Raw genomic sequence first — 21,265 nt, 5'->3', positions numbered from 1 at the left:
GGTCATGACAAGAATTGTAGACGAGCATTTAATGGGCGATGAGGCACTCGTAGAACGTACCCTTCGCCCCCAATATTTTAGAGAATACATCGGACAAGACAAGGTCAAGGAGCAGCTAGAAATCTTTATCAAGGCTGCTAAGCTTCGTGATGAAGCCCTTGACCATGTCCTGCTCTTTGGACCTCCAGGTCTTGGTAAAACCACCATGGCTTTTGTAATAGCCAACGAACTAGGCGTTAACCTCAAGCAAACCTCTGGGCCTGCCATTGAAAAAGCAGGAGACTTAGTCGCCATTCTCAACGAACTAGAGCCTGGAGATGTGCTTTTCATTGATGAAATCCATCGTATGCCCATGGCGATTGAAGAAGTCTTATATAGCGCCATGGAAGACTTCTACATTGACATCATGATCGGTGCAGGCGAGACTAGCCGTAGCGTCCACTTGGATTTGCCTCCCTTTACCCTGATTGGTGCGACCACCCGAGCAGGTATGCTGTCAAATCCTTTGCGAGCTCGTTTCGGGATAAACGGACACATGGAATATTATGAGTTAGCTGACCTCACAGAGATTGTTGAGCGGACGGCAGATATTTTTGAGATGACCATCACGCACGAAGCTGCCATTGACTTGGCAAGACGTAGCCGCGGAACCCCCCGTATCGCCAATCGACTCTTAAAGCGTGTTCGAGACTTCGCCCAAATTATGGGAGATGGCATGATTGATTGTCAGATTACCAATAAGGCGCTAACCATGCTAGATGTTGACCCTGAAGGATTGGACTATGTCGACCAAAAAATTCTACGAACCATGATCGAAGTCTATCATGGTGGCCCAGTTGGCTTAGGGACACTTTCTGTCAATATCGCTGAAGAGCGTGAAACCGTCGAAGACATGTACGAGCCTTACTTGATTCAAAAAGGATTTCTCATGCGTACTCGAACAGGACGTGTCGCTACAGCCAAGGCTTATAGCCATCTGGGTTACGAACGCTTTGACGACACATCCAAGTAAGAAAAGAAATGCCACAAAGAGACTTAGGGATAACCCAGCCTTAGCCCGTTCACTATCACAGCAAGGCGTTGCCTGCCTGTGCTATCATTAAGGAGATTACATGCAAGATTTAACCAAGGGAAATCCTCTAAAGGTCATCCTCTTTTTTACCATTCCTCTGTTGATTGGGAGTTTTTTTCAGCTGGCCTATAACTTTGCTGATAGTATTATCGTTGGTCAAACCCTAGGGAAAGAAGCCTTTGCCAGTGTCGGTGCGACAGGTAGTTTGACCTTTCTAATCCTTGGCTTTGCTCAGGGGCTTACGGCAGGTCTGACGATCATCATCGCTCAAACCTTCGGTGCCAAAGACGAGGCAGGCATTCGACAAAGTTTCGTTCATGGTGTCTTTTTTGCACTGATGACCAGCCTCATCTTGACAGGACTAGCTTTGAGCTTTTTAAGACCTAGCCTTGAATTGATGCAAACACCTGACAATCTCATCGATCATGCCCAGAAATTCTTGAGCGTTATCTATAGTGGCATGATTTTTACCATCTTCTTTAATTATCTCTCCAATGTCTTGAGAAGTTTGGGGAATGCTAAGACACCGTTAGTCGCCTTAATCATTGCCAGTGTCATCAACGTTGTCCTGGATTTTGTGTTTATCTTAAACTATCATTTGGGCGTTTTCGGCGCTGGTTTGGCAACTATTATTGCTCAAGCATTTTCAGTGCTTTTTTTAGCTGTTTATCTTTATCGAAAAGTTCCTTATTGTCGTCTGAAATGGTCTGATTGGCGCCTTGATAAGGAAAATCTCAAAAAGCATGCTAAACTTGGTTTCCCCATGGGTTTTCAGTTCAGTATTATCGCTATTGGGGCTATTATCCTCCAAATCAATCTTAACCAGTTAGGCACAGATGCTATTGCAGCACAAGCTATTGCTACCAAAACAGATCAGCTAGCCATGCTTCCTATGATTAACCTAGGACTTGCCATATCAACCTTTACAGCCCAAAATTACGGTGCTAAGGCCTACACACGCATCTTGCAGGGACTTTATCGAACCATCCTAATTGCGATTTTTTGGGCTATTACCTTTGCTGCCTTGCTGATTCTTTTCAACCGTTTCTTTAGCAGTCTCTTTCTCTCAGATGGTAGTCAGGCTGTCTACGACCTCGCCTTGTCTTACTATGTGATCAATGGTGCCCTATACTGGATTTTAGCGACCATTTTTGTCCTTCGTAGCTTTATCCAAGGCCTTGGAAAAGGTCTAGCCCCTACCCTAGCAGGTATTATGGAATTAGTCATGCGAGCAGGTGTGGCTACTGTAGGATCCACCTACTTTGGGTTTAATGGTATTGCAGCCTCCAACCCAGCCGCATGGACGGGAGCCCTTCTCATTCTTTTACCAACCAGTATCATGATGAGACAAAAACTGAAAGAAAAAGAAAGTGAACTAACCATCTCTAATTCCTAAAAGGTTAAACTCTCAAGCTCTTACTAGGACAAGTAGTGTAAAATGATTGATTCCACCTAGAGCTCCTAGTCTCTAACCATCACAAGAACATATCGTTGACTCACTTTGATAAAGGATTTAAAACCATTTCGATATTTGGATCTTTGTTCCAATTTCTCAACATAAAAAACCAGAAGTCTCGAGCACTTCTGGTTTTTGTTTTGATTAACTTGCTAGCTATTAAGCTGACAAGACTTTACGCCCTTTACGACGACGGCTTGCGAGCACACGACGGCCATTTTTAGTAGACATACGGTGACGGAATCCGTGTTTGCGTTGACGACGAATTTTACTTGGTTGATAAGTACGTTTCACAGTGAATACCTCCTCATAGATTTTCGTATTCGTTTAGCCGGCTAATTGTGATATCAATTACTAAACATACTTTAATATTCTATAATAAATAGGGCTATCTGTCAAGGTTATCTTATTTTTTTCGTAAATTTTCATTGATACGAGCTACTTTATGTTTTTCAATAGCATAAATAACGACCCAAATAATTGCATAAATCACAGTAAATTGAAGAAAGAAAGCAGCCAATCGTGATAGATTTGACCATTCTAGCCAACCATTAAGACTGTTCATCACTAGGACAATGCTTAAAATCATCACAAAATGTAAGAGAGAGGTCTGTAAAGGAGGACGGTTATCGCTTTCATAAATACGAGCTGAGAGTCCCATGAAACCTGAACCAATCGCTGTGACCAAAATTTGACTAACGCCTTGACCCTCCACTCTCCAAAAAAGAAGCGCCAGTAAGTACCAAAACATCCCAATACCAACACCATACATCCAGAAATCAACATATTTTTTCATTTGTTTATCTCCTATATCCCTAAACGGTTTTCTAATTGTTTCAGATAGCGACGACTAACGGTCGTCTGATGCTTGCCTTTTAAAAAGGCTGTCATATTGCCAGAAAAGCTAGCTTCCAAATACTCCAAATAATTGATATTAAGAACCGTTTGTTTGGAGACTTGAATAAAATCTGGGTTATTCAGCCTATCCATCAGCTGATAAAGCCTGAGGCGAGTACGGATTTCCCCAAAACGCCCCGTCAAAATGAGGTAATTCTCATCAACAGTGATCAAGATCAGGTCTGCCACTTTGAGTAACTGGATCTGATCCCCTGATTTTACCGGTAAGATATCAGGTGTCAGTTTTTGAAAATTTTCCAGATAACTAACCATATCCGATACCTCTTGATCATAAGAGGCTTTACGAATAGCAATGACCAGTTCTTGCTGGTTTTTATCTTCTTTAAATAGCCATTTCATTTGTCATCAAGCTCTACTTGAGCCCTTCCTCCTTTACCATTTCGCGAGACGTCTTCGCTTACTATTATCATAGCAAAAATCATCACACTTGTGATCAAGATTTCGCTAAGTGGTTAAAATGCTATCCTAAGTGGTTATTGACTGGTAGACAGTAGCACTGATAACCCCTTTCATTGAAGACCAACGTCAAACAATGACATATTTATTGGTTCCCATCTCTTGTAAGGCTTTTCCACGAGTCTATTTAAAAAAGGCTGGGATGAAATATCCTAGCCTTGTTATGGTGTTCTATGAAAACTAGCGAGATAGTCTAACACCATCAAAATCAACTAAGTGTCAGGGGAGTTCTCCCATTCTCAGCTAGATAAATACTAGTCTGATACCGTCACAACCACATAACGATTGGGGTCATCACCTTCAGAGTAGGATGTGACACCTTCTAGCTGTGAGATGGCTCTATGAACGACCTTACGCTCACTGTTACTCATTGGATCCATCTGAAAAGGTTGACCAGACTCCAAGACACGGTCTGCCATTTTATGGCTAAACTCAATCAGTGCCTCCGTGCGATGTTCTACATAATCATGCACATTGATTGATACGGTATAGTAGCGTGAATAACGGTCATGCAAATAATTTTGCGCCAATAATTGTAGGGCTTTTAACACTTTGCCATGATAGCCAATCACACGACCAGGTTCGTTAGTTTCGATTTGTAGGTTAATCCGACGACGATGCACCGCTACAGTAATACTGGCTTCGACATCCATCTCATCAAGTATCGTTTGAACATAAGTTGTCACCTGCAAAGCAGCCTGATCTGATTGCTCCTTAGAGTCCGATGATTGCTCGTCAACATCTACATCTAATGAGGATCCTGATACGACGGATGGCTCCAAAGACTCATCAACCCTTGACTCCTCTGATGTCTCTGAAGTGGTTTTATCCTGAGCGGGCGACTCCTCAACGATGAGAAGACCGTCGGATATTTCTGTGACGTGTGACTTCTCTTTGGGTGAGGCCACGTCAGATGTATCAGCTGGCTTTTCTAGCTCTAGCTCATCAGCTGCACTATCGCTTGAGGTCGTTTCTAGATTGCTGCCACCAAGCAGAGACTTTTGGTCCAATTCAGTCGTTGACTTTGGACGTTCTTTAAAAATACTGGTTACACTACTGGCTTTTTTATCTGATGCTTGGGCATCTTCTAAGCTGGAGACCTCAACCTGAGCAGGTTTTTTACCAAATCCTAGAAAGCCTTTTTTCTCTTTGGAAATGACTGTGATACGTGCTTTCAAACGAGGAATCCCAAGCTTGTTTAAGCCATTTTCAATCGCGTCTTCGACGTTTTTACCTGTAAATATAGCCACTTTTATCTCCTTATTACTTTTTGCGTGCTCTTTTCTTAGCTCGTCTTATCTTGGCTAGACGCTCTCTCTCTTCATTTTCCAAGCGTTGACGCTCAGCAATGACTTTGAAAGGATTATTTAAGAGCAATATTTGCACTACTTGAAAAGCGTTCGACACCGTCCAGTATAGGGCAATACCACTTGCTAAATTAGCACCCATAACCAAAATCAACACTGGCATGAGATAGGTCATCATGGTTAGGGTGATGTTTGACTCTTTAGCAGCCTTATTCGTCAGCCATGTGGATAAGAAGGTAAAGAGTGCTGCAAGTACTGGTAAGATAAAATACGGATCACGCTCAGCTAAACTCACCCAGAGAAATTGACCTTCTTTGAGGAAGGACACGCGACTTAAAGCTTGGTATAAGGCCATTAAAATCGGTAATTGTACCAACAAAGGCATGAGGGAGGCATAGGGATTAACATCATACTTTTGATAAAGCGCCTGACTCTCCTCAGCCAATTTCATACGATTATCTGGTCCTGGATAGCGACGCTGTAGGTCACGTAACTCCGGCTGCAATTCTTGCATTTTTTGGCTGGACTTGAGCTGCATGTGATAGAGCGGCATCAAGATTAGGCGAATGACCAAGGTAAATAATACAATCCCTAGACCAATCGAACCTCCAAAACCAAGGAAGCGAATCATCTCTGCAAAGAGGTAGATCAGTTGATGCCAAAAGCCTTTTGATGAGCTGGTCACCTGACTTGTGCCACATGCTGTTAGTAGGAGAAGGGCTATACCAGCCATTCCCAAAAAATGACGTTTCTTTTTCACTTGTTTATCCTTCTTTATAGTAAGTCTGCAATCTTTAGGACGTGGATAAGATTGGATTTCATTTCTTGATAAGTTAAGCCTTCGACACCCTTACGGGCAATAATCACAATATCATGATGACAATCTTTCAAATCAAGCGCCATCACAATATGCCTCAAACGCCTCTTGATCAGATTACGTGTCACAGCATTGCCAAGTTTTTTGCTGACCGATAAACCAAGGCGATAGTGTGGCTGTTCTTTTGCTAGCCGGTAAATAACGAACTTCCGGTTGGCATAACTTTTTCCTTTGCTAAAGAGAGCCTGAAAATCCTTCTCACTTTTAACACGATATGATTTTTTCAAAGTGAACTCCAAATATCTGTATTCTCCCTATTATATCAAAAATCATCAAAAAAGCCAAAAGCCTTGCGACTATTGACTTTATTATGATATAACTTATTTTAGGGTAATAGTGAATCAAGAAATGAAACCATTCTTTGATTCTCTAACCACATGATTGACGAGATCAGCTCATAAAAGCTCTCGCTAGTTTGGATACAATCTGTTGATTAGTTTACTTTAGCTGAACTTGTGATTACTTCAACTGCTTTTTTCATCGCAATATCATGCTTGAGCATGTCTGGTGAGAGAAGTGAGCGGACTTGCTCTACTTCCATGTTATATTCGTTGGCAAGGTCAGTGATTTCTTGTTCGATTTCTGCTTCCGAAGCCTCAAAGCCTTCTGCCTTAGCAATTGCTTCAATAACAAGGTTTGTCTTAACGCGTTTGTCCGCGTCGGCTTCGTATTGCTTGTGAAGATCTTCTTTGCTGGTTCCTGTCAACTGGAAGTACATGTCTGGTGAGATGCCTTGGCGTTGCATGTTCCCCATAAATTCATTCATCGCACGGTGAGCTTCATCATGAACCATTTCTTCAGGCAATTCAACGATTTCAGCATTGTCAACCGCAAGCTCAATAGCTGCTCCTTCAAGAGCATCATCATAAGCAATCGCCTTAGCTGCTTCCAATTCCTTACGGTACTTCGCTTTCAACTCATCAAGCGTTTCCACTTCTTCATCGATATCTTTTGCAAGCTCATCGTCAAGCTCAGGGACTTCTTTAGCCTTAACTTCATGAACAGTTGTCACAAAGAGAGCATCTTTACCTGCAAGGTCTTCTGCTTGGTAATCTTCTGGGAAGGTAACGTTGACATCCACTTGATCACCTGCTTTTGAGCCAATGAGTTGGTCTTCAAAACCTGGAATAAACTGACCTGAACCCAGTTCAAGCGCAAAGTTGTCACCTTTACCACCGTCAAATGCGACACCGTCTACCGAACCAAGGAAGTCAATCACAACAGTATCACCTTTTTCAGCTGCGTCTTCTTTGACAACAAGTTCAGCAAGGTTGAGACGTTCGCGTTCAATCTTTTCAGTCACTTCATCCTCTGATACTTCCTTAGATGCTTCGACTGAAACGGCAAGATTTTTGTAGTCTCCCAACTTCACTTCTGGCTTGGTCACGACTTCAGCTAAGATTTCCCAATCTTGGCCTTTATCCATTGATTTCACATCAATTTTTGGTTGGGCAACAACGTCAAGACCCAACTCAGCAACAGCTGCTTCGTATGCTTCTGGTAGGATGATATTTAAAGCATCCTCGTAAAGTGCTTCCTCTCCAAAACGCTGGTTAAAAATTGCACGAGGCATGTGTCCTTTACGAAAACCTGGTGCACTCACGTCTTTTTTAATCTTATTAAAAGCCTTATCAAGGGCTGGTTTGATCTTGTCTTGACCGATAGTGAATGTGATCACACCACGGTTAGTTGATTTGTTTTCAAATGATGTAGACATTAAGTCGTTTCTCCTTAAACTTATTAGTACAACTTAGTTTACCATATTTAAGTCAGTAATTAAAGTTTTTTATTGGATTTTCGGCAGGCATAAGCCAAATAACAAGCTCACCTGGCGATGACTAATCGTTGAACACCGACCACGATGTCATCTTCGTCTATTAAAAAGTGCCAAACCAGCTTTTATCATCGTTATCCCTGACTACCTCTTGACAAAAAATATCTATCATCTCAAGATAATCATCACTCAAACACAAAAAAATCAGTCTAGCATCTGTTAAAAATAACCTTTTTTTAGTAAAATAAGAGTATGACTATACTTAACAACTATTGGAATAACCTCCAAATCAATCAACTCATCTTCTCTACTTTTTCTAAGGCCATCTCTATAAGCCTTTTGATCATAGCCTTTTTCCTCATCAAAAAAGGCGTCGACTATCTCTTTAATCGGGCTATCACTAAAGCGCCTCTCATCGCTAATCAAAGGCCCCTAAGAAAGCATACCTTGACCAAACTGATCTACAACGGCATCAGTTATGCCATGTACTTTTTCTTGCTTTACTGGATTTTGACCATCTTAGGCGTTCCGGTATCGAGCTTACTCGCTGGTGCTGGAATTGCTGGTGTTGCTATCGGTCTTGGCGCACAAGGATTTTTATCCGACGTTGTCAATGGTTTCTTTATTTTATTGGAAAATCAATTTGATGTCGGAGAGTTTGTCGAAGTAGGAACCTTATCAGGAACCGTGTCTAACGTGGGGATCAGAACCACACAGATCAGAGATTGGGACGGCGTTTTGCACTTTATCCCCAATCGCAACATCACAACCGTCAGCAATCAATCCCGTGGTTTTTTAAGAGCCAAAGTTGATATTCCCATCTATGCTGATGTTGACTTAGACCAACTAACAGCCATTGTTAAGAAGGTTAACCAAGAACAACTCCCCAATCATCCCGCCGTTGTCAAAGAACCTCATATTTTTGGTGTTGTTAATAATGCCGCTAACCAACTGGTCTTTCGAATCCATCTGATGGTCGAAAATGATAGCCAGCTAAAAATACCTCCTATCTTTTTTAAGCATTATCAAAAAGCATTGCTTGACGCTGGCATTATCCTTCCAACACCTGCCGTCGCTCCCGTGAAAAAGTCGATATGATTTGCTATGAGTTTTTTAGCTCCCAAAACTTTGAGACAATACAAAAAACCAAACCTCGAAAGCCTACTAGACTTTCGAGGTTTTGATTATTCTGTCACAAGCGTTTCTTCTGATGTTTCTGGTTCATCAATGATTTCCACTTCATTAACAGCTTGTGGTTCAATGTTACGGTAACGTGCCATACCAGTACCTGCTGGGATGATTTTCCCGATGATAACATTTTCTTTCAGTCCAAGAAGATGGTCTTTCTTACCGCGGATAGCTGCATCTGTAAGGACACGCGTTGTTTCCTGGAAGGAAGCCGCAGACAAGAAGGAGTTGGTCTCAAGTGAGGCTTTGGTGATCCCCATAAGCACTGGACGAGAGGTCGCTGGAATACCACCAGAAATGACAATGTCTTTATTGGCATCTGTGAAATCAGAGATGTCCATCAATGTTCCTGGAAGAAGATCTGTGTCACCTGGATCCATAATACGCACTTTACGAAGCATCTGGCGAACCATTACCTCAACGTGTTTGTCACCGATTTCTACCCCTTGGCTACGGTAAACTTTTTGAACCTCAGCTAGAAGGTAGGTTTCCACAGAAAGGGTATCACGAACCTCAAGGAGACGTTTGGGTTGGATGGATCCTTCTGTAAGTGCTGCACCGCGGGCAATCTCGTCACCCACGTCAACTTTCATACGGGCTGTGTAAGGAACGACATACTCTCCCATACCTGTCTTACCTTGAACATAGACCTTCTTAGTACGTGTTGCTGCATCTTCTTCGATTTCAATAACAGTACCTTTAACCTCTGTAATCACAGCTTCCCCTTTAGGGTTACGTGCTTCAAAAATCTCTTGGATACGCGGAAGACCCTGAGTAATATCAGTGTTGGAAGCCACACCCCCGGTATGGAAGGTACGCATGGTAAGCTGGGTCCCTGGCTCACCGATAGATTGCGCAGCAATTGTACCAACTGCTTCACCAACCTCAACCGCATCACCAGTTGCTAAGTTGATACCATAACAATGACGGCAGACACCATGACGAGTATTACATGTGAATACCGAGCGGATTGTTACTTCTTCAACACCAGCAGCTACAATTTCAGCAGCCTTATCATCAGTAATGAGTGTATTTGGACCGATGATAGTTTCACCAGTGATTGGATTTTTAACCGATCTTTTCGTGTAACGGCCTTGAAGACGCTCTTCAAGCGTTTCGGTTACTTCTTTACCATCTGTGATAGCTGTAATGGTCAAGCCACGGTCTGTTCCACAGTCATCTTCACGAATGATCACATCTTGGGCAACGTCAACCAAACGACGAGTCAGGTAACCCGAGTCAGCTGTTTTAAGGGCTGTATCGGTCATCCCTTTACGTGCACCGTGAGTTGAGAAGAACATCTCCAAAACGGTCAAACCTTCACGGAAGTTAGACAAGATTGGAAGTTCCATGATGCGTCCGTTAGGAGCAGCCATCAAACCACGCATACCAGCAAGTTGAGAGAAGTTAGAGATATTACCACGAGCTCCTGAGTCCATCATCATAACGATAGGGTTCTTAGGATCTTGAGTTTCAATCAAGCGTTTCTCAAGAGCTTCTTTAGCTTCACGCCAAGTGGTTGTCACCGCGATATAACGATCATCTTCAGTCATCAAACCACGACGGAAGGCTTTGTTAATATCTTCCACACGTTGATGAGCTGCGTCAATGATTTCAGCCTTGTTATCAATAACTGGGATGTCAGCAATACCAACTGTCAAACCAGCAAGGGTCGAATGATAGTAACCGAGGTCTTTGAGACGGTCAAGGAAGGCTGATGTTTCAGTCGTACGAAGACGCTTGAAGGTTTCAGCAATGATATTACCAAGATTTTTCTTCTTAAACGGCTCATTAAGATCCAGTGAATCAATGACTGGCTGAATAGCCTGACCTGGCTCTAAGAAGTATTTATCTGGTGTTCCATCCGTCAAGTTAGCATTGTTTGGCTCTTGAAGATAGGGAATTTCAGTTGGGATCACATCATTAAAAAGGATTTTACCAACCGTTGTCACCATGATTTTGTGAAGTTGGTTTTCTTTCCAAGGTTTGTTTGGCATACTGTCAACAGCAATACCAACACGTGAATGCAAATGAACATAGCCATTTTGATAAGCCATGACAGCTTCATCACGGTCCTTGAAGATCATGCCTTCACCTTCACGACCAGCATCCTCCATGGTGAGGTAGTAGTTCCCCAAAACCATGTCCTGAGATGGTGTAACAACAGGTTTTCCATCTTTAGGATTAAGGATGTGTTCTGCCGCAAGCATCAACAGACGCGCTTCTGCTTGTGCTTCTTCAGAAAGAGGCACGTGAATCGCCATTTGGTCCCCGTCAAAGTCGGCATTATAGGCCTCACACACGAGTGGGTGAAGACGAAGGGCTTTACCATCGATAAGGACTGGCTCAAAGGCTTGGATTCCCAAACGGTGAAGGGTAGGGGCACGGTTCAAAAGAACTGGGTGTTCTTTGATCACCTCTTCTAAAATGTCCCAGATACGCTCGTCACCACGTTCAACCATGCGCTTAGCAGCTTTGACGTTACCAGCATAGTCGCGGGCAACGATTTCACGCATCACGAAAGGTTTGAAAAGCTCAATCGCCATTTCACGCGGCACACCACATTGGTACATTTTAAGTGTTGGACCTACGGCGATAACGGAACGACCGGAAAAGTCGACACGCTTACCAAGCAAGTTTTGACGGAAACGCCCTTGTTTTCCTTTAAGCATGTGGCTTAACGATTTCAAAGGACGACCACCAGGGCCTGTAATCGGACGACCACGACGACCATTGTCAATCAAAGCATCAACCGCTTCTTGGAGCATCCGTTTTTCATTTTGAACGATGATACCAGGGGCGTTAAGCTCCAAAAGACGTGCTAAACGGTTGTTACGGTTGATGACGCGACGGTAGAGGTCGTTAAGGTCAGATGCTGCAAAACGACCACCGTCCAACTGAACCATCGGACGAAGATCTGGCGGAATGACTGGTAGGATATTGAGCACCATCCACTCAGGTTTATTGCCCGACTTGTGGAAAGCGTCCAAAACATCCAATCGACGAACAGCCTTAATCCGTTTTTGACCAGAGGCTGATTTAAGTTCTTCCTTGAGTGCGGCAATTTCATCTTCTAAATTCAAACGCTTCAGAAGATCTTGGATAGCCTCAGCTCCCATTTTAGCAAGGAATGAGCCATAGCCATACTCTTGAAGTTTTTCACGATAACCACGCTCAGTCAAAAGCGATTTTGCCTCAAGTGGTGTATCCATAGGGTCAATAACGACATAGGCTGCGAAGTAAATGATTTCCTCAAGAGCGCGAGGACTCATGCCAAGAGCCAGCCCCATACGAGATGGGATGCCTTTGAAATACCAAATATGTGACACAGGAGCTTTCAACTCAATATGTCCCATGCGTTCACGACGCACTTTGGCACGTGTTACTTCAACACCACAACGGTCACAGACGATGCCTTTATAACGGATACGTTTGTATTTACCACACGCACACTCCCAGTCTTTTGTAGGACCAAAGATGACCTCATCAAATAGCCCTTCACGTTCTGGTTTTAATGTACGATAGTTGATGGTTTCAGGTTTTTTAACCTCACCATAAGACCATGAGCGGACCTTACTTGGTGAAGCTAATGTGATTTGCATACTTTTAAAACGATTTACGTCAACCACTAATAGTACCTTTCTTCATTATCAATATGACGTCATCAAGGCTAGTGAAAACCCAGCCCCTGACGTCGCAACCACTTTTTAGATTTGGAGCAACTGTCTAAATCTAATCGTTTTATGTCAGTAGTTTAGTTATCTTCAGCTGCTGCCTCTGCCAATTCAGCAGATTCTTTAGCCTGTTTCTCACGCGCTTTTTCAAGATCGTCAACGTGCATTACGTCATCATCTTCACCTTCATCAAGGTCACGAAGTTCCACTTCGATATCATCTTCATCAAGGACACGCATGTCAAGACCTAGTGATTGTAGCTCCTTCACAAGGACACGGAAAGACTCTGGAACACCAGGTTTTGGAATCGGTTTACCCTTAGTAATAGCTTCATAGGCTTTGAGACGACCTGTGACATCATCTGACTTGTAGGTCAAGATTTCTTGAAGAACGTTGGACGCACCATAAGCTTCAAGAGCCCAAACCTCCATCTCACCAAAACGTTGTCCACCAAACTGTGCTTTACCACCAAGTGGCTGTTGGGTAACCAGTGAGTAAGGGCCGACTGAACGGGCATGCAGTTTATCATCAACCATGTGGTGCAATTTGATCATGTACATGACACCAACGGATACACGGTTATCAAATGGCTCACCAGTTCGTCCATCATAAAGAACCGTCTTGGCATCGCTATCCATACCTGCTTCTTCAACCGTTGCCCAAAGATCCTCAGAAGAGGCCCCGTCAAAGACTGGTGTGGCAATGTGAATACCCAAGTTACGCGCAGCCATCCCCAAGTGAAGCTCCATAACCTGACCGATATTCATACGAGATGGTACCCCTAGAGGGTTAAGCATAATATCGACAGGTGTACCATCTGGTAGGTAGGGCATATCTTCTACTGGAACAATACGTGAAACGACACCCTTATTCCCGTGACGACCGGCCATTTTATCCCCGACCTTGATTTTACGTTTTTGAGCGATGTAGACACGCACAAGCATGTTGACACCCGACTGCAACTCATCGCCATTGGCGCGTGTAAAGATTTTGACATCACGAACGATACCATCACCACCGTGAGGAACACGAAGTGATGTATCACGTACTTCACGTGATTTATCTCCAAAGATAGCGTGCAAGAGACGCTCTTCAGCTGATAAGTCTTTCTCTCCCTTAGGGGTTACCTTACCAACAAGAATATCTCCTTCTTTTACCTCAGCACCAATACGGATAATCCCCATCTCATCAAGTTCTTTGAGAGCTTCCTCACCAACGTTTGGAATCTCTCTGGTAATCTCTTCAGGGCCTAATTTGGTATCGCGTGTTTCTGACTCAAACTCTTCCAAGTGAACCGAGGTGTAGACATCCTCTTTCACCAGACGTTCAGACATGATAACGGCATCCTCAAAGTTATAGCCTTCCCAGGTCATGTAAGCGACGATTGGGTTTTGACCGAGTGCCATCTCACCTTTTTCCATAGAAGGACCGTCAGCGATGAAATCACCGTTTTCAACCATATCACCAACTTTAACAAGTGTGCGTTGGTTGTAAGCAGTTCCTGAGTTTGAACGACGGAATTTTGTCACGTGATAAACGTCTAAGGAGCCGTCTTCACGACGGACTTCAACTGTTTCAGCATCTGAGGAGATAACTTTACCAGCATGCTGCGCAATAATCGCAGCTCCTGAGTCGTGAGCCGCTTGATATTCCATACCAGTACCGACATAAGGTGCTTGAGGATTTATCAATGGCACTGCCTGACGTTGCATGTTGGCACCCATGAGGGCACGGTTAGAGTCATCGTTTTCCAAGAAAGGAATACAGGCTGTCGCAACGGCAACTACTTGTTTAGGAGAAACGTCCATGAAATCAACCAAATGAGCGGGGTATTCTTGGTTAACACCTTGATGACGACCCATAACGATTTCTTCAGCGAAAGTACCGTCTTCGTTGAGTTTTGAATTAGCCTGAGCTACAGTAAATTCATCTTCTTCGTCCGCAGTTAACCAAACGATTTCATTCGTCACTTGACCAGTAGCACGATCCACACGACGGTATGGGGTTTGGATAAAACCGTATTTGTTAAGATGACCATAAGAAGACAAGTTATTGATCAAACCAATGTTTGGTCCCTCAGGAGTTTCAATCGGACACATACGACCATAGTGGGTATAATGCACGTCACGCACTTCATAACCAGCACGGTCACGTGTCAAACCACCAGGTCCAAGGGCTGATAGACGACGTTTGTGAGATAATTCAGAGAGCGGGTTATGCTGGTCCATGAACTGTGACAACTGAGAAGAGCCGAAAAACTCTTTAATCGCAGCTGTTACAGGACGAATATTGATAATCTGTTGTGGTGTCAACACATCATTGTCTTGAACAGACATGCGCTCTCGCACATTACGCTCCATACGAGCAAGACCAATACGGAACTGGTTAGCCAATAACTCACCAACAGCGCGGATACGACGATTTCCCAAATGGTCAATGTCATCCACTTTTCCAATACCGTCAGCTAAGTTTAGGAAATAAGACATTTCAGCCAAAACATCTGCCGGTGTCAAGGCACGAACCTTATCATCTGGATTGGCATTACCAACAATCGTTACCGTACGATCTGGATCATTTGGGGCAACTACTTTGAATTTTTGAAGGATAACAGGCTCTACCACGACCGCATAATCGTTTGGTGTGTAGACAAACTTATTCAAATCACCATCCAAGTGATCCGCTATGCTATCAATCACCTCACGTGTCATCTCTGTACCAGCTTCAACAAGGATTTCTCCTGTCTCACTGTCAATCAAATGTTCTGCTATCGTCTGACCAAGAAGACGTGTTTTAACATTCAGTTTCTTATTGATTTTATAGCGACCAACCGCAGCTAAGTCATAACGACGTGGGTCGAAGAAGCGAGCTGTTAATAAACTACGCGATGAATCAGCTGTCTTAGGCTCACCTGGACGAAGGCGTTCGTAAATTTCTTTGAGTGCCTCATCTGTCCGTGAATCATTGGGATTTTTGTGAATGTCCTTTTCGATAGTCTGACGAACCAGATCACCGTCCCCAAAAATATCAATGATTTCATCATCACCAGAAAAACCAAGTGCACGAACCAAGGTCGTGAAAGGAATCTTACGGGTGCGATCAATCCGTGTATAGGCAATATCTTTGGCATCGGTCTCTAGCTCAAGCCAAGCACCACGATTAGGGATCACGGTCGATCCGTAACCAACCTTACCATTTTTATCAATCTTGTCATTGAAATACACACCAGGTGAACGAACCAATTGAGAAACAATGATACGCTCAGCACCGTTAATGATGAAGGTTCCCATTTCCGTCATGTGAGGAAGGTCACCGAAAAAGACTTCTTGAGTCTTAATTTCACCAGTCTCTTTGTTGATCAGGCGAAAAGTGACAAAAAGAGGCACCGAATAGTGAGCATCATGAGCACGCGCTTCTTCAAGCGTATACTTAGGTTCTTTTAATTCATAACCGATAAATTCCAACTCCATGGTATCTGTGAAATTGGAGATCGGAAGCACATCCTCAAATACTTCACGCAAACCATTATCCAAAAATTCTCGGAATGAATCCGTTTGAATTTCAATCAAGTTAGGTAACTCAAGAACTTCTTTGATTCTTGAAAAACTACGACGGGTACGATGTTTCCCGTATTGAACGTCATGTCCTGCCAAGTCTTACTCCTTTATCAAATGAGTGATGAACGAAAATCGTTCGAGTTTTGATGATCAAATCATGCTAACCAATGATGAGAACTTGTATTCATAACTGATATTGCCCGTTGTTCGTTAGCTTTTCTAGCCATACGGTCAGTAGGCCTACAAAAATCTGCCTAGAATGGCACCAAAAGTCGCGGTCACTGGTTAAATCAGCTTTAGAAATACAGGGTCCTAAACACAATGCTTAGCACAAGAAGGATGATGTTTAATCAATTTTCAGAATTTTTAAATCTTCATGACAATTTGTCAATAAAGCGAAAACAGGCACAAAAAGAGCAGCTAAATCGGACTCCTTAAAGTATGACTTAACTGCTTTATGCCACGGCTGGACAATATTTCAGCCGTGATTAAACGTCAAATAGATAGTTTTATTATACCATCTATGCCTCTAAAAATCAAGCTTATCAGCGATCGTTTTTCTCTGTCTTAGCGGATTGATTGTCTGTGCCTGTTATACTGCTCCAGGCTTTTTGATAATCACCATCTGTGCCACCAATCGCAAAGCGATAGGTCATATCACCCGCACCATTTTTTGCCCAATAACTTGTTGTCGTGTTGCCCTCTATGGTATAGCGTCGACCATTGTCCGATGCCGTCCCAGGTTTTAAACCGGTTTGCTTGTTAACCGTTGATTTAATAACACTGGGATCAAGTGAGAATCTCTGCCCACTATCAAATAGACTTGGTTCTGCTTTATGGATGACATTAACAAGATTTGCCAAATAATGAGAGTGATTATCATAACCAGTCATCTTGGCTAAGGAATCGTTGTTATCATGCCCTGCCCACGAAGACAAGGATATTCTTGGGGTCGAAACCACTAACCAAACATCCGAATAATTGTTGGTTGTTCCTGTTTTACCAAGCCAATCATTCTGCGTCAAAGAAGCATTTAACGCTTTTAAGCGATTTTTAAACTGGGTCGTTGCACCAGAATCCAGTGGCCCACGAAGTAACTCTTGTAGAATGGTCGCTGTCGCCTTAGAAAAGACCTGTTTTGGCTCCGCATGATGCTGGTAAATCACTTGACCGTCCTGAGTCGTGATCTTATCAACGATATAGCTCTGGTGGTAAGAACCGTTATTAGCAATCATTTGATAGGCATTTGCCATTTGCTTAGCAGACACGCCAATCCCACCACCAAGTGGCAAACTCTCAATGCCATACTCTTGAATAGCAATACCCATCTTAGTCATGTAGGATTCAACATCAACCCCTTTATCTCGCAATAACTTATAAGTCCAAAAGGCTGGAATATTCCAAGAAATGTTTAGAGCTTCTTGAAGGGTCACCATAGCGGTACCTTCATCATCTACGTGCATGATCTTTTGACCACTAGAATAAGTTGTCGGGTAGTTGGATAAAATACTGGCACTCCCCATAAGGCCTTGATCAATCGCTGGACCATAAGCAATTAAAGGTTTTATAGCAGATCCTGGTGACCTCAAGGTGTCAAAGGCATGGTTATTCTGATTCGTTTCATAGTCTCGACCGCCAATAAAACCAAGTACAGCACCTGTTTGATTGTCCAGCAAAACGTTCCCAACCTCTATACGACCAGTACCGTCATCTAAAAGCCCACCATACTGATGAACGGCTGCTTGCATAGCTGTATAAATCGCTTTGTTGACAGTTGTTGTGACCTGGTAGCCTCCCATTTGCAGCTCCTGTAAAGCACGCTCTTCATAAGCTAACTTTGTGGCATCATTTTTCAAATCCTGAGCCGAAACACCGTCTGTTTTCACCAAATAATCATACATGATTTGCTTTGCTTCTGCCATAACAGAGTAGTAGAGATAATCATGCTTAGAAACCACTGCCGTATCAGAGGCGATAAAATCTTGCTTCAAATCATAAGATTGATAGGACTTATATTCCGCTTCAGTCAGATAGCCCTCACGATACATATTATAAAGTACATTCCTTGCCCGCGTAAGACCAATAGCCAGATCCTCGTCAGACTTGAGGCGTCCATCCCCATTGTAGGGCGAATAAACAATAGGGCTTTGTGGCAAACCAGCAATGAAGGCTGCTTGTGGAACAGTCAATTCTGCAGCAGTTTTTCCAAAAATCCCTTGAGCGGCCTCCTCGACACCTGCAATATTTTGCCCCCTGTTATTCCTGCCAAAAGGCGAAACGTTCAAATAAGAGGTCAAAATCGCATCTTTGTCCATATCCTTTTCCAAGGAGAGCGCATAAATGATTTCTCTGGCCTTACGTTTAAATGTGGGGTCATCTCCTAAAATTTGTTGCTTCAGCAACTGTTGCGTCAAGGTTGAACCACCACTCGACTCTCCAATCCCTAAAAGAGATGACATAAGCGCCCTAAAAACAGCCTTAGGCACTACCCCGTGATGTGTTCTAAAGTTTTCATCTTCCGTTGCGATGATGGCATTTTTTAAGTTCTCAGAAATCCCCTCACTAGGTACAGGAGTGCGCAAAAGATCAGTATCAATAGCTGAAATCAAAGAGCCATCAGAGTAAGACAGCTGTGACACCAAGGTCCCAGTCTCCACCTGTTTTACAAGAGCCTCCTTATCAGGGACTTTAACACCATCAATCTGACTAGCCAAATAACCAAAGCCTAGACCAGCTCCCAGCATAGCCACTAGCAAGAGCATGACATAAATGAAATCCGATAATAACTTCACAATCCGTAAACCGATTGCAAAACCATCTGCAGCAGCTCTTCTTGAACTGATGGGTTTTCCTGATTGGTGTCTTAACCCTTTCAACGAAAGACGTTTCTCTATTTTTTGTAGCCAGACGCTCACATATTGCTTAAATTTAGACATAACATACCTCAATAGCATTATACCAAACTTCTGTATAGCTTGCATATCCCAAAAGATTTTTGATATAATGAAACCTATCACAAAAACTTTTTGGAGACCATATGACTATTTTTGAAGAATTAAAAGCAAGAGGCTTAATCTTCCAAACAACCGATGAAGAGACCCTTAAAAAAGCACTGACAGAAGGTTCGGTTTCTTTCTATACCGGTTATGATCCCACTGCGGATAGCCTGCATTTGGGTCACTTAGTGGCTATCTTGACCAGCCGCCGCCTCCAGCTAGCCGGGCATAAACCCTTTGCTTTGGTTGGAGGAGCAACAGGCCTCATTGGAGACCCATCTTTCAAAGATACAGAGCGTAGCCTTCAAACCAAAGGAACTGTTGATGGTTGGGTTGAGAAAATTCAAGGGCAGTTAGTTGGACTCCTTGATTTTGAAAATGGTGATAACAAAGCCGAAATGGTCAATAACTACGATTGGTTTGGCGCTATCAGCTTTATTGATTTCCTAAGAGACGTCGGAAAACACTTCACCGTCAACTATATGATGAGCAAAGAGTCTGTTAAAAAAAGAATTGACACTGGCATCTCATACACTGAATTTGCTTACCAAATCATGCAAGGCTATGACTTTTATGAGTTGAACCAAAAACATCAGGTTACCCTTCAAATCGGTGGATCTGACCAGTGGGGAAACATGACCGCTGGAACTGAACTGCTTCGCCGTAAAGCAAATAAAGCCGGCCATGTTATTACAGTCCCACTGATTACAGATGCTACAGGTAAAAAATTCGGAAAATCTGAAGGAAATGCTATCTGGCTTGATGCTCGTAAAACCTCTCCTTATGAGATGTACCAATTCTGGCTTAATGTTATGGATGATGACGCTGTTCGTTTCTTAAAGATTTTCACCTTCTTATCTTTAGAAGAAATTGCTACGATTGAGCAAACCTTCAACGCCGCACGCCACGAACGCTTAGCACAGAAAGTCTTGGCAAAAGAGGTTGTCACTCTAGTTCACGGTGAAAAAGCGTATGAACAAGCACTCAACATTACTGAGCAACTCTTTGCTGGTCATATCAAAAACCTATCGGCAACTGAATTAAAACAAGGACTAAGCAATGTCCCCAACTATGCCATCCAAGCCGAAGATGACTTAAACATCGTTGAAATCCTCGTCAAAGCAGGGATCTCGCCATCAAAACGCCAAGCCCGAGAAGATGTGCAAAATGGTGGTATTTATCTCAACGGCGAGCGAATCACAGATTTGGCCTATTACCTCAATGATCATGATAAAATTGACAATGAATTAACCGTTATCCGTCGTGGTAAAAAGAGATATTTTGTCCTTACCTATTAAGCAAACAAAAGTTTCTAATCCATCTAAAAGTCTCATTTCAATCCTTCATTGCCATTCTCAAACATCCCACTTACTCAACTAAAATAACGGCATTAGGATTTTTGTCCCAATGTTAGTCAGTTTATCCTGAGAAAAAAATCTTTCTCGACTAAAAAATGGAGATTCACAGTTTTGTGAGTCTCTATTTTATACTCTCTTGAAGCAACCTTGGTAAACCTTATGTTTTGATACTGTCATGCTCTATTCAATAGATTTTCGACAAAAAGTTCTTGATTATTGTGACCAAAATGGTAATGTCTCAGAAGAAGCAGAAACCTTTCAACTCTCCTGAAATACGATTTATGAATAACTAAAACTCAAAAATAAAACAAGTTAGCTTAAACACCAAGTCACAGGCGCTAAGCCAGGAAAAAGAAATGGTGTGAAAAGTACCTATTACCCCTTCCACCACTCATCTAAGTATAATCTCATAGAGAAAAAATGGGCACACATTGAAAAACACCTCAAGAAAAGTATTACCAAATGGTAATACTTTTCTTGAGGTACTTCTGTCAGTCTCTTGTTTCAGTTAAATATAACTTCCCAAAAACTACTCCCCCAATGTCCTCAAGCGTCGCAATAAAGCCGTACGTCCCTTGAACCACTGACCACTAAGCAACAACTCTACCTGATAATACTCCTCTTGAGGCAGACTA

Annotated in this window: 14 protein-coding genes and 1 pseudogene; 5 read left to right on the top strand and 10 right to left on the bottom strand. The window is 42.8% G+C overall.

Translation table 11 applies throughout. From position 1 onward, the window contains the following. Positions 1-4 precede the first annotated feature (4 nt). Together ruvB and ACMZ6Z_RS05575 are read left to right on the top strand one after the other, a co-directional pair. Positions 5-1,012, top strand: coding sequence for a Holliday junction branch migration DNA helicase RuvB (gene ruvB / locus ACMZ6Z_RS05580; protein ID WP_416131619.1), 1,008 nt, complete (start codon positions 5-7; stop codon positions 1,010-1,012). 100 nt (positions 1,013-1,112) lie between these two features. Next, the gene (locus ACMZ6Z_RS05575) at positions 1,113-2,468 is read left to right on the top strand and encodes an MATE family efflux transporter (protein ID WP_416131618.1); all 1,356 of its coding nucleotides are present in this window, start codon (positions 1,113-1,115) and stop codon (positions 2,466-2,468) included. Between the two features lie 219 nt (positions 2,469-2,687). On the opposite strand, the gene rpmH is transcribed toward ACMZ6Z_RS05575, so the two are convergent. The 7 genes from rpmH to tig form a co-directional block, all read right to left on the bottom strand. Further along, on the bottom strand, positions 2,688-2,822 hold the full coding sequence (rpmH, locus tag ACMZ6Z_RS05570) for a 50S ribosomal protein L34 (RefSeq protein WP_000831903.1): 135 nt from the start codon (positions 2,820-2,822) through the stop codon (positions 2,688-2,690). 112 nt (positions 2,823-2,934) lie between these two features. Beyond that, positions 2,935-3,324: a DUF3021 domain-containing protein gene (locus ACMZ6Z_RS05565; RefSeq protein ID WP_416131617.1), complete on the bottom strand. Its 390-nt coding sequence runs from the start codon at positions 3,322-3,324 to the stop codon at positions 2,935-2,937. A gap of 11 nt (positions 3,325-3,335) precedes the next feature. Continuing rightward, the gene (locus ACMZ6Z_RS05560; protein WP_416131616.1) at positions 3,336-3,785 is read right to left on the bottom strand and encodes a LytTR family DNA-binding domain-containing protein; all 450 of its coding nucleotides are present in this window, start codon (positions 3,783-3,785) and stop codon (positions 3,336-3,338) included. A gap of 371 nt (positions 3,786-4,156) precedes the next feature. Further along, positions 4,157-5,152 (bottom strand): RNA-binding cell elongation regulator Jag/EloR, encoded by a 996-nt coding sequence (jag, locus tag ACMZ6Z_RS05555; RefSeq protein WP_416131615.1) that lies wholly within the window; start codon positions 5,150-5,152, stop codon positions 4,157-4,159. A 13-nt stretch (positions 5,153-5,165) separates the two neighbouring features. Next, positions 5,166-5,969 carry a YidC/Oxa1 family membrane protein insertase gene (locus ACMZ6Z_RS05550; RefSeq protein WP_416131614.1) on the bottom strand — a complete coding sequence of 268 codons (804 nt, stop codon included), beginning with the start codon at positions 5,967-5,969 and terminating at the stop codon, positions 5,166-5,168. Between the two features lie 14 nt (positions 5,970-5,983). After that, on the bottom strand, positions 5,984-6,313 hold the full coding sequence (gene rnpA / locus ACMZ6Z_RS05545) for a ribonuclease P protein component (RefSeq protein ID WP_416131613.1): 330 nt from the start codon (positions 6,311-6,313) through the stop codon (positions 5,984-5,986). A gap of 206 nt (positions 6,314-6,519) precedes the next feature. After that, the gene (tig, locus tag ACMZ6Z_RS05540; RefSeq protein ID WP_416131612.1) at positions 6,520-7,803 is read right to left on the bottom strand and encodes a trigger factor; all 1,284 of its coding nucleotides are present in this window, start codon (positions 7,801-7,803) and stop codon (positions 6,520-6,522) included. Positions 7,804-8,112: 309 nt separating this feature from the next. Here tig and ACMZ6Z_RS05535 point away from each other — a divergent pair, with 309 nt between their 5' ends. Continuing rightward, complete coding sequence (locus tag ACMZ6Z_RS05535) at positions 8,113-8,958, top strand: mechanosensitive ion channel family protein (protein WP_416131611.1); 846 nt, start codon at positions 8,113-8,115, stop codon at positions 8,956-8,958. Positions 8,959-9,044: 86 nt separating this feature from the next. Here the strand turns inward: ACMZ6Z_RS05535 and rpoC are convergent, their stop codons facing one another. The 3 genes from rpoC to pbp1b form a co-directional block, all read right to left on the bottom strand. Further along, complete coding sequence (rpoC, locus tag ACMZ6Z_RS05530; protein ID WP_416131610.1) at positions 9,045-12,677, bottom strand: DNA-directed RNA polymerase subunit beta'; 3,633 nt, start codon at positions 12,675-12,677, stop codon at positions 9,045-9,047. 125 nt (positions 12,678-12,802) lie between these two features. Continuing rightward, positions 12,803-16,372 (bottom strand): DNA-directed RNA polymerase subunit beta, encoded by a 3,570-nt coding sequence (rpoB, locus tag ACMZ6Z_RS05525; protein WP_416131609.1) that lies wholly within the window; start codon positions 16,370-16,372, stop codon positions 12,803-12,805. Between the two features lie 449 nt (positions 16,373-16,821). After that, the gene (pbp1b, locus tag ACMZ6Z_RS05520; protein WP_416131636.1) at positions 16,822-19,233 is read right to left on the bottom strand and encodes a penicillin-binding protein PBP1B; all 2,412 of its coding nucleotides are present in this window, start codon (positions 19,231-19,233) and stop codon (positions 16,822-16,824) included. A gap of 80 nt (positions 19,234-19,313) precedes the next feature. On the opposite strand from pbp1b, the gene tyrS reads away from it, so the two are divergent. Together tyrS and ACMZ6Z_RS05510 are read left to right on the top strand one after the other, a co-directional pair. Next, entirely contained in the window at positions 19,314-20,570 is a 1,257-nt protein-coding gene (gene tyrS / locus ACMZ6Z_RS05515; protein WP_416131608.1) for a tyrosine--tRNA ligase, read from the top strand. Positions 20,571-21,002: 432 nt separating this feature from the next. Beyond that, positions 21,003-21,142 (top strand): annotated as a pseudogene (locus ACMZ6Z_RS05510) (IS630 family transposase); the annotation flags it as partial. Positions 21,143-21,265 lie beyond the last annotated feature (123 nt).

The sequence above is a fragment of the Streptococcus pluranimalium genome, from assembly GCF_047785705.1.
GTDB classification, from domain to species: domain Bacteria; phylum Bacillota; class Bacilli; order Lactobacillales; family Streptococcaceae; genus Streptococcus; species Streptococcus pluranimalium_A.
Note: the sequence above shows the minus strand (reverse complement) of the source record. Positions and strands in the feature narration are given on the sequence as shown.